General features: G+C 70.8%; 8 protein-coding genes. 1 reads left to right on the forward strand and 7 read right to left on the reverse strand.

Features of this window, described 5'->3' with window-relative positions; all coding sequences use genetic code 11:
* Nucleotides 1-5: 5 nt before the first annotated feature.
* The 7 genes from ABZ862_RS25195 to ABZ862_RS25225 form a co-directional block, all read right to left on the reverse strand.
* On the reverse strand, nt 6-611 hold the full coding sequence (locus tag ABZ862_RS25195) for a phosphatase PAP2 family protein (protein ID WP_360962015.1): 606 nt from the start codon (nt 609-611) through the stop codon (nt 6-8).
* Nucleotides 608-1,204 carry a VTT domain-containing protein gene (locus tag ABZ862_RS25200; protein WP_360962018.1) on the reverse strand — a complete coding sequence of 199 codons (597 nt, stop codon included), beginning with the start codon at nt 1,202-1,204 and terminating at the stop codon, nt 608-610. The genes ABZ862_RS25195 and ABZ862_RS25200 overlap by 4 nt, the downstream gene beginning before the upstream one ends.
* Nucleotides 1,205-1,566: 362 nt before the next feature.
* Nucleotides 1,567-2,277, reverse strand: a complete 711-nt coding sequence (locus ABZ862_RS25205; RefSeq protein ID WP_360962020.1) for a hypothetical protein — start codon at nt 2,275-2,277, stop codon at nt 1,567-1,569.
* Between the two features lie 310 nt (nt 2,278-2,587).
* Nucleotides 2,588-4,360: an aromatic amino acid ammonia-lyase gene (locus ABZ862_RS25210; protein ID WP_360962023.1), complete on the reverse strand. Its 1,773-nt coding sequence runs from the start codon at nt 4,358-4,360 to the stop codon at nt 2,588-2,590.
* 1,546 nt (nt 4,361-5,906) lie between these two features.
* Nucleotides 5,907-7,847 (reverse strand): lamin tail domain-containing protein, encoded by a 1,941-nt coding sequence (locus tag ABZ862_RS25215; RefSeq protein WP_360962026.1) that lies wholly within the window; start codon nt 7,845-7,847, stop codon nt 5,907-5,909.
* A gap of 462 nt (nt 7,848-8,309) precedes the next feature.
* The gene (locus ABZ862_RS25220; protein WP_360962029.1) at nt 8,310-8,873 is read right to left on the reverse strand and encodes a dihydrofolate reductase family protein; all 564 of its coding nucleotides are present in this window, start codon (nt 8,871-8,873) and stop codon (nt 8,310-8,312) included.
* Between the two features lie 223 nt (nt 8,874-9,096).
* Complete coding sequence (locus tag ABZ862_RS25225; RefSeq protein WP_360962031.1) at nt 9,097-9,735, reverse strand: hypothetical protein; 639 nt, start codon at nt 9,733-9,735, stop codon at nt 9,097-9,099.
* A 109-nt stretch (nt 9,736-9,844) separates the two neighbouring features.
* On the opposite strand from ABZ862_RS25225, the gene ABZ862_RS25230 reads away from it, so the two are divergent.
* On the forward strand, nt 9,845-10,374 hold a 530-nt coding region (locus tag ABZ862_RS25230; protein WP_360962034.1), incomplete at its 3' end, for a transposase family protein.

Below are 10,374 nucleotides of genomic sequence, written 5' to 3' on the forward strand. Positions count from 1 at the left end.
CCGGTTCATGAGGCCGTCACCAGCGGGCGCAGGCGGCCGGAGCGGATCCAACCGTCCAGAGATCGGGACCACCGTCCCAGAGTGATCATCGACAGGAGCGCGACGAGCCCGCCGACCAGCACTCCGGCCACGACATCATGCGGATAGTGTGCGCCGACCCACACCCGGGAGGCCGCCATCGCCAGAGCGGCCGCGGCCGCGGCCGCCCCCAGCCGGCGTGAGACGAAGAACAGGGCCACCGCGGCGGCGGCCGCGATCGCCGCATGGTTACTGGGGAAGGACCAGTCCCCGGGCGCCGGACATGCCTCCAGGGTCTTCACGCGCAGGCTCTGGCACGGCCGGTCCTCGCCCACCGACAGCTTCATCACGGCGTCCACGCCGTACGCCACGACGACGACAACCGGCACGGCCAGCGCGGTCACCGCCGCCGTGCCCCCGGCCCGGCGCGCGAGCCACCAGCCGACGCCCGCGAGGGCGGCGAACACCGCGAGCCCGTACGTCGACCAGAAGGACACCGCGCCGTCCAGCCAGCCCGGCGAATGCCGGGCCAGACGCACCACGTCCAGGTAGGCGGAGCCGTCGATCGAGGCCCCGTCGAAGGCCATGATCACCTGCTGCTCCGTTCGGTCCCGGCGCCCCGACGGGCCCGGTACACCTCGGTGGGAAGGGGGAGCAGCGACAGGACAACGGCCGACGTCACCAGCGGCAACAGGTAACGGCCGACGTTCGGGACCGACGAGCCCGGCGCACAGCCGGCGAGAGCGAGGCCGACGCTCCACGCGAGTCCGCCGGCGACCTGCCACAGCGTGGACGTCCGCACCGGCACCTCCGGTGCGCCCGCCACCGGATCGGGCGCGGTCCGCACCACCGGTGCAAGGCGGGCCGGCACGATGGCCTTCGCATATCCGTACCGCTCCGGCAGTTCCTCGGCGCGTTTCGCGCCCTGGTGCAGGCGCTGTGAGCGACTGCGGCCCGATGGAGCTCCGCCTCCAGCCTTCCGGCCGGGCGGATACCCGCACTGCACCCCGGCCGGTGCACCTGACGTAGCCGTGAACAGCAACGGCTCCAGGGACAGGTGCACACCTGCTTCGGTGGAGCCCCTGGACAGCAGACCGGGCGTGACCGACAACGAGTCGCCCGGCAGGGAATGGGCATCGAGCACGTCGACAGCGAGCTGCGACGACAGGTGGACGGGTGTGGACATCGTCGCGACCCCTTCGGTCCGGCGGAACGGGCGCGTCGTAACAGCGCCCGACCGGTGACTACAATCTTGTAGACGGTCTACCGAACTGTAGACGATGGCGGGGTGAGGATCATCCTTATGACCGGCCCGAAGGACGAACGCCGGCCGGGCGGGGGTGTGACCGACTCGTGGTGGCGGGGGAAGGACTCCCTCATCGCCGTGTACCGAGGTGAGGCTGTGGGCCTTGACGCCCCGCAATGCCTCGAAGCGCACATCTATGGCGGCCTCGACGAGTGGGCCCTCCACGGTGGCTGACCCGCGGGCACCGGATCTGAGCTGAGCACCCACTTGGCCCGAAGCGCAGCCAGTAGAGTCCCGCGAGGCTACTGCTGCCGGGCGGCTGGTCGCGCGCGAGTGAGTCCGCTCCACCGCTCCAGTTCGTCCGCGTGGCTGCCGACCGCTGTTGCCCGGGCGACCACTTCGGCTTCCTTCGGTGTCGGCTCACTGTGTCGGAAGAGCAACGTCAGCGGCCAGGTCGGAGTGCCCGACTGCTCACCGTCGAAGGGGTGCCGGTCCCAGGCCGCATCGAACCGCCAGGCGCGCCCGTTGCGGTCAGCGACCTCATCACCCAGTTCGAGGAAGGCGTACGGACGGAAGAACAGCTCGACGCGTATCGGTTCGCCGCCGGCCGGATCGATCGTGTAGCCCTGGTCCTCAAGGGAAGGATCATGGGTCTCACCCTGTTGCAGGACCTCAAGGCAGGACGCGGGCCGGGGCGGCATGCCGGTGACCAAGGGCGGGTCGAAGCGGTGGACCGCCTGGACGTGCACCACGGTCGTGGGGATACCCACCAGGCAGGTATCGCCCGGCTTCAGTGTGGTCTCCGCCGGTTCCGTTCGGAAGATTTCCCACTCGCGGGCCGCGGGCGTGGGAAGCGCCCTTCGGCCGTTCCATCTGATGTTCTCGGCCTGCGGATCCACTTCCAGCCACGGGCACCGCACGGACACGTGGTAACGGGTGACCCCGGTGACGGCGGTCTCAGTGAACGGGCACTCCGGCAACAGCACGTCACCGGGCCTGTAGTCGTGACTCATGAACGCATTGCGCATGCCGTCACTGACGGTGGTCGATCACCTTGGGGCTGCTGCGCCAACTGCTGGAAGCCGACGAGCAGTGATCGCCCCCTTCCTGATTCCGCTCCTGCCACCCTTCCCCTTGCCGGTACCGGCGCGTCGCGCCCTCGCACGCCTCGACCCGGTCACCGCCCTGCACGCGCTGACCGCCTTCCCTGCCGGACCGGTCGGCACGAGCCCCGGGGCGCGCCCCTGCACGGCGAGCCCCCCGGGGTTCCGCACGTCCCGACGCCTCGCTCGTTCGCCTGTCGCCGTCCGCGGCCGGGGACACTCATGCCGCAGGGCGAAGTGCCGCCGGTTCGGCCCCGCGGACGATGTCGAGAAGCGCGGGTCCCTTCACCAAGCGGATCATCTCGTTCAGATCGGGGGACATCCAGCGGTCGTCCTCCAGGGCAGGGATGTGGCGGCGGATCTCCCGTCGGACGGCCGACGTGCCGGACCCCAGGGGAAGTCCTTGCATGCGGGCGCGGATCAGGTCGATGCCCTGCGCCGACATCAGCATCTGTACCGCGAGGACGGTGTCCATACGGTCGAGGTTCTCGTGGAGGCCGCGGGCGGAGGCCATGGCCATGGTGTTGTGGTCCTCCTGCCCGGCCTTCGCCGGCCTGGACAGCGCACTCGGCGGGTAGGCCCGCACCTGCATCTCCGGTACGAGGGCGGTGGCGACGGTCTGCACCTGCACCATGCCGGAATTCAGGCCCACGCGGCCGCCGGCGAGGTTGGCGGGAAGGCCGTAGCTCCATTCCGGTGAGATGAGCCGGGCCGACAACTGCTCGAAAAGGACGCCCACGTCGGCGATGCCGCCGTTCAGCCTGTCGATCTCGTGCGCCAGCAGGTCGGCGTCGTAGTTCCCGCCCATGACGAACTCGTGGCCGCCACCGGGCCGGGGGAACACCAGGGGGTTGCTCGTGGAGGAGTTCACCTCACGTTCGAGGACCTGGCGCTCGTCGCCGAGCGTCTCGCGCAGCGCGCCGAGGATGTGCGGCGCAGCACGCACCGAGACGGCGTCCTGCACACGGTCATGGGTCTCCCCGAGCCGACGGCGCCCCGCGTCGGTCATCCATCCGCTGCCCGCGACGAGCGCACGCAGCCGGGCCGCCACCTCGATCTCACCGGGAATCCGGCGCTCCTGGTGGGTGCGGGCGTCCAGGGCCTGCTTCTCGGCACGGGTGGCGTCCATGAACAGGGCGAGGCCGCCCTCGGTGAGGTCCGCCAGCTGCTGCGCCCGCTCCACGGCGTAGACGAAGGAGGCGGCCACGACCGCGCTTCCGCTGATGACCGGAAGGGCCTCTCCCTGTTCGAGTGTGAACGAGGGCGCCAGCCCCGCCAGGGGCAGCAGCCGCGACGCCGGGGCCACCTCGCCCCTGAACCGGGCCGGAGCGGCCTCGCCCAGGGCGACCATGCCGGCCTCCGCCATCGGCTGGAGGTCACCGATGCCGAGTGACCCGATCTGCGGCATCTCGGGAGTGACGCCGGCGTTCACCAGGTCGAGCAGTCTCTCGGGGAGCTGCGGGCGCACCCCCATCCGGGCCCGGGCCATCTGGTTCGCGCGGATGACCAGCGCGAGCCTGGCCACCGCCGGGGGAAAGGCAGGGCCGACCCCCGCCGCGTTGGACCGCACGATGTTGCGCTGGAACTGGCGTTGCTCGGCAGGGGTGAGCGCACGGTCCTTCAAGGGCCCCAGCGCCTGGTTCCATCCGTAGACGCGCTGACCGGAACGCAGGGCGCCGATCGCGTCCTCGCGGTTCTGCCGCATCCGCTCCCGGGCCTCGGGCGCCAGGCGCACGGAGACCGCCGGAGCGTCGAGGACGGCGAACATCTGCTCAAGAGTCAGGGAGTTCCCGTCGAGGACCAGGTGCGCCGTCGCGGACGCGCCCGCGGCGGCCGGGGTCCGTGCGTACGGTGTGGCCCCGCAGGTGACGAAAAAGAAAATGAACGTCCCCATGAGGTGCAGGATCAGCCGGGTGCGGCGACGCACCACCCACCGTCGTCCGTCGCGCCGGGCCGTCTCGACACGCTCCTGGTCTATGTCGGCTTTTTCCATACTGTCCCTCCACGAGAACAGGGATAGGGGGCCTTCGCGTGCCTCGCACCCCCGGATCGGGGAGCCGGGCGGAAGAGCCGGATCGTGCGCCACCGGTCGACGGACGCGATGCCGTCCCGCCGGGAGCGACCGGGAGGACGACCCCGGTCGACGCGGGCTGGAACGCCCCCCGCCGCACGAGACCTGGAACGCACCGGGCGAGGAGACTGCCACCGGGCCGACCGCACAGGACGCGTGAAGCAGTCCCGGCGGTGTTCCCGGTGGGGTGCCCCGGCAGGACCGGTCGGCATGGACCAGCGGCGTGCTGCCCGCCGTCGCCGCCAAGCGGCACGAGGCGGCCCTTGACCCCGGTGGCGGCCCGCAGGGCCAGGATCTTGTGCACGCACGTTCCCACGTCGGTCATGGCTGCTTCGCCGCTGCCGCTGCCGTCGCCGGTGACCGAGCGGATGCGGACGAGACCCGGCAGACCCCGGCGGATCTTCGGCAGCAACCGATCGGCCTTCGACAAGAGGTCGCCGGTCGCTGAGGTCGTGCCGGTCTCGGTACTCATCTCTTCCTCGGGCCGGGCGGCTGCGCGCAGCCGGATCGGGGTGACCGCGGGCTCGCACCCACTTTCCGTCACCTCCCTCGCCCCGGCTATCCGGTGCCGTCCGGCCGGGTGACGGCCGTCACCGTTTCCGGCCGTGAGTGCGGGTGTGTGGGTCTTCCGCACCGCAGTGGGCGAAGAGCCGTTCGGCTACGCGTGTTTCGTCGGTCTGGTGATTGTCTGGTGCACCGGTTCGGGGACGCCGGGGCCGGCCGTACCGGCGACCGAGGTGTCCGTCGGACATGAGCGATGAGGAGTGGACCGCCGTAAGTGACGGGATGCCCGGTTCCCGGCCGGCGGGCGGCAGTCGGCAGCCGGAGCACGGTTGTCACCGGCAGATGGCCGAAGCGATCAGCGGAGCGAGGAACTCCCTTTTCTGATAGGCGAGTTCGTGACGATGTGCCACCCCGCGCTCTCCTCGTCGTCAGGGATGAGCCGGTGGGGACGGCCTTCCATCCGCCGAGGGGCCGGGCAGGCTGCTGAGCCGCTGCGACATCCGACGCCGTCCCCTCGTCCCGGGCGGCGCAGCCCGATCGTCTGCACGAGCCGTCAAGGCCCAGGGGCCGGAGCCGGTGGCGGGCGACCGTGGGGGCGTGGCGCCGCTGAGGCCAGTGGGACTGGTCTCCTGGCGTGCGAGCGGGTTGGGCAGGGGCTTGTCGAAGACCTTCTTCCCGGCCGGGGCCGGTCCGTGACCGTGGTGGGCCGTCTTGCCGACGTCCGGACCGGGGAACACGCTCACGTCTTCGATGTCGGACACCGCGTCCCTCCCGGGAGGCCGATCCGTGCTGGCCGCGGCGTCGGTGCCGTACGCGCGCATCCACGTCATGCAGACCTGCCGCCCGCGGAACTGTCCGGCATTGCACCGGACCGGGCGGTGGCCGGACCGCTCATCAGCGTCTCCGACGGCACCTCCCGGACCCGGTGACACCCCCAGGTCATCTGTTTTGTTCGGTTCAGGGGTCAGCAGGGGAAGGTGCCGCTGTAGAGGGCGTGGCCGTAGGAGGTGGTGCCGGTGCCGAGGCCGTAGATGCCGTCGTCGCTCCAGACCGCCTCGCGGAAGCCGTTGATGCAGGTGGAGGCGGGTGCGATGGCGAAGCCTTCCAGGTTGTCGACCGGCATCACGGCCGGGTTGGTGTAGGTCACGTCGGGCACGATCGCGCCGGCGGTGTCGACCTTGAGGAAGGTGTGGGTCTCGCCGCAGGTGTTGTCGCAGGTCGCGACGATGCGCTGGGTGCCGGCGTCGAACATCACGTCCATCACGCCCGCCTTGCCGGTCGCGATCGTGCCGAACGTGGTGAACGTACCGTCGGAGTTGAGGCCGTAGACGTGGAGCGTGCCGTCCCACTCCAGGCCGGCGAAGAACAGGCCCGAGCCGTGCAGGGGGTAGTTCGCCGGGTTGTAGGCGGCGCCGGTCAGCGGGTCGGTCCAGCCGTTGGCGGTCAGCCAGGTGTCCGGAACGTAGCCGACACCCTCGAAGCCCAGGTTGGCGTCGTCCTTGCTGCCGGTGTTCAGCTGCGGGAACTGCGAGGTCATGTCCCACTGGTGGAGAGGCGTGAGTGTCGAGCCGGTCGCGGCCGGGTCGAACTCCATGATCGTGTCCTTGGGGACGGTGTTGCTGGCGTTGTCCCGTTCGGAGGTCACGTAGAGGTGGCCGTTGCCGCCCACCGTCATGCCCTCGGAGTCCGGCTGCCCGGAGCCGCCCGCGAAGCGGATCTGTTTGCCGGTCGCGCTCCACGACGGGTCCGGGATCCACGTGCCGTTGCTCTTCACCAGCTTGTACAGCCAGTTCTTGTTCTTGGCGGCCCACAGCACCGACGGGTTCGCCGGGTCGAACGCCAGACCGCTCACGTCACGCCCCTCGGGGCCGGTGGAGGTCGTGAACGCGCACACGGTGTCGGCGATCGTCACGTCCGGCCCGCCCGGCCACGCCAGGGTGCCCGCCGGGGTGGGACCCGTGCCGGAGGGCGCCTCCGGGGTGCAGCCGCTGGTCAGTGCGCCACCGCCCCCCAGCAGGTGACCGGTCTGACCGCCGCCGCCCGTACCGCCGCCACTGCCGGAGCAGGAGTTCGCGCCGCCGAGGGTCGCGCTCGTGGCGGGCTGGAACCAGCCGGTGCCGTCGGCGCACCGCTCGTCGGACGGCTTGGCGCCGTCGGTCGCCCAGGTCACCGAGTCGACGCTGGTGCCGCCGGAGTCGATCAGGAACACCGAGTCGTTGTCGCCCAGGCCGAGGGTGGAGTCGAAGGTGGCGTAGCCGCCCGCGGGGATGCTGGCCGCGCTCGGCGAGGAGGAGATCGGGACCGGTGAGTGGCCGGTGTCGCCGTCGGTGTACTTCCACGACCCGATGCTGACCGCACTCGTGCCGCCGTTGTACAGCTCGACGGTGTCCGAGCCGTCGGAGGTGACCTCGTTGATCCGTATCCGGCTCGCCGCCGGGAGCGCGGACGGGCAGGCGGGGGCGTTCGCGGAGCCGAAGGTCGTCGCCGGGGCGGTGGTCACCCACGCGCCGGTGCCGTCGCCGCCGCACCGGGCCATCGCCGGCTTCGCGTTGCTGGCCGCCCAGTCGACACGGTCGACGACCGTGCCGTCCGCCGTGTAGATCACCAGCTTGTCGGAGTCGCCCAGCCCTTTGGGCGAGTTGAAGGTGACGAAGCCGCCGGCCGCGATCGTGCTGGACGACGGGCTGAACGACTGCGGCGAGAAGCCGTCGTCGGACATCTTCCAGCCGCTGACGCTCACCGCCGTCGGGCCGGCGTTGTACAGCTCCACCGTGTCGTTGTTCGACGAGGTGACCTCGTTGATCCGAACGTTCTGGTAACCGGCCGGGTCCGCGGCCGCCGCGGGCTGCGCGGCGGCCAGCCCGGTGACGACGAGTCCCGAAAACGTCAGAGCGGCGGCGCACACGGAGGCGATGCTTGCACGCGAGTGTGAAGTAGGCACGAGGTCGCACTGTGACAATGCGGTCTTGAAGCAGCGTGTACACCGGGTGAATGCCGTCTGCTGCCTGGCCGAACGTCAGGCGGGCGACACCTGACCCGCGACCGTTCGGCCTCCCGATCCGGCCGGGCCGGCAGCCTCCCCTCGACCGGCCCGCCCTCGGCGCCCGATCGGAGTGCAGATGTCTCCACCCTCCACGATCGGACCTGGGCATGCACGGCATCGCGGTCGGAGCCGTTGTCGGGGAGCGTCGTCACCTGCTGCCCGTCTTCACCGAGGCCACGGTGCTCTTCGGGGGAAGGAGGACACCTGGTCCGCCGGGCCGCCCCGGCCCGTCCGTGCGTGTCGGAGCCCCTGCCGGCTTCCACCCCGGTGGTGGCGTTCACGTTCGCGTGGACCCGGCAGGCGGTCGAATCGCGTGACGGGCGCTCAGCGCCTCGTCTCGTACCTGGTCAGGATCACGCCGCGGGGAAGCGTCCGCGTTTCCACCAGGTTCAGATTCACCCAGCTGTCCAGCGCGGTGAAGAACGGCGTGCCGCCGCCCGCCAGGACCGGCGCGGTGGCCAGCACGTACTCGTCGATCAGCCCGGCCCGCATGGCCGCCCCGGCGAGCGTCGCGCCGCCGATGTCCATCGGGCCGCCGTCCTCGGCCTTGAGCCGGGTGATCTCGGCGACCGCGTCGCCGGTGACCAGACGGGTGTTCCAGTCGACCTCGTCGATCGTCGAGGAGAACACCACCTTCGACATGTCCCGCCAGCGGCGCGCGAACTCGATCTCCGCCGGGGTGGCGTCGGGCTGCTGGTCGGCGGTCGGCCAGTGGGAGCTCATCGTCTGCCACAGCTTGCGCCCGTACAGCGACAGGTCGGTCGCCTGCAACTGGTCGGACCAGAACCGGAACAGCTCGTCGCTCGGCACGCTCCAGCCGATGTCGTCGCCGGGCGCGGCGATGTAGCCGTCCAGGGTCAGGTTCATGCCGTAGATCAGTTTCCGCATGGCGCAAGCCTTCCGTGAGTCGGTCTCACGCGTACAGACCGGCGCGGCGCGGGAAACTCATCGGTGCGCGATCCGAGACTGATCCCGGGTGACATCGGAGGCCTCTACGCGCGGGGGTACGGGAGCCGTTGCCGTGTACACGCAGTCCGCGGGCGTTCCTCCGCCTCGCGATGCGGCGCACCGGACGCCGCGCGTCGATCCGACGCGAAGTGTCAGGCATGCCCTAGTCGAAGCCGTGGACACGGTCGTCGTCATGGGTGATGACGCCGGCGTTCATGAAGGCGCTGATCAACGCGACCTGTTCGCGGGCCGGTTCGCGGGGGGTTCTGGGATCGGACACGGTGAGTGAGGCGGCGAGCAGGACTGCTGACGCCAGTGCGGCTCCCTGGCAGGAGCCTGCGGACAGCGGCGACAGGAAGACGCTGACCTTCTCCAGGAGGGTCCGGCCGGAGGGTCCGCGCTCCAGGAAGGTCATGAGGCAGTCGTGGAAACCTTTCCCGGTGGCCTCGTGCGGCATCTCCAGTCCGGCAACGGCCTCCGCGCCCAGGCCGAGCGCTTCGCGTCGCCAACGCCTGTGCAGGACATCGGAGGTGACTGACTCCGCTGCCAGAACGGTTCCGCGCAGCACGCACAGGCATGATTCGGTCCGGATGAGTTTCAGCAGCAGAGTGCGCGTGGCCTGCCAGTCCCGCAGGAGGACGGCGGCGGCGAGGCGGTTCGCCTGGACGAGCGCGAGCCGGTTCGTCGCAGGGTTTGGGCGAGTTCCGGTGTCGTGCCGTTGGTGGGGCTGTGACCGGTCGGGGTGCATGGCGGAGCAGGCACGGGCTTCGTGATCATTGGGGTGTCTGAGCTCAACGATCATGAGGTGGCCCGTGCCTGCCGCTGTGTCTTCCCTCGTCCCGCCGGTGTTGGTGAAGCTGGGTCCGCTGGACGTCGGCCGAGTCGCTGACCTGCGGCCTTTCCTGGACCGGATGCCGGACCCGCGTGCGAGACGGGGTCGCTGGTACTCGCTGACCGCGATCCTCCTCGTGTGTGCCCGCCCGGCCGTGTCCGGAGCGAGGAGCGTGGACGAGATCGCCGAGTGGGCGGCGCGGGCCCCGGACGGTGTGCTGACGGCAGTCGGGGTCCGCCGTCATCCGCTGCGGTGGCGCCGCGCTCCCTCGCGGACCACGATCGGCCGCGTCCTGGCGGCCGTTGACGGTGACGACCTGGACCGGACGGTCGGCGCCTACCTCGCCGGCCGGAACACCGGCGGGACCGGCTCCGGGCAACAGCAGGTGATCGCCGTCGACGGCAAGTCGTTGAAGGGATCGGCCCGCCTGTCCGCCGGCCGGCGACATCTGCTCTCCGCGGTCACCCACCACCGGGCGGTCACCATTGCCCGGGCGGAAGTCGGAGCGAAGACGAACGAGGTGCGCCACGAGGCGCTCTGTCGTATCCCCGGCTCAGCCGGGAAGAACTCGGAAGGAGGTTCTTGGGCTCGATGGCTTACCCCGAAGCG

Origin of the sequence: Streptomyces sp. NPDC047000, assembly GCF_040644295.1 — a bacterium.
In the GTDB taxonomy this organism is placed as follows: Bacteria; Actinomycetota; Actinomycetes; order Streptomycetales; family Streptomycetaceae; genus Streptomyces.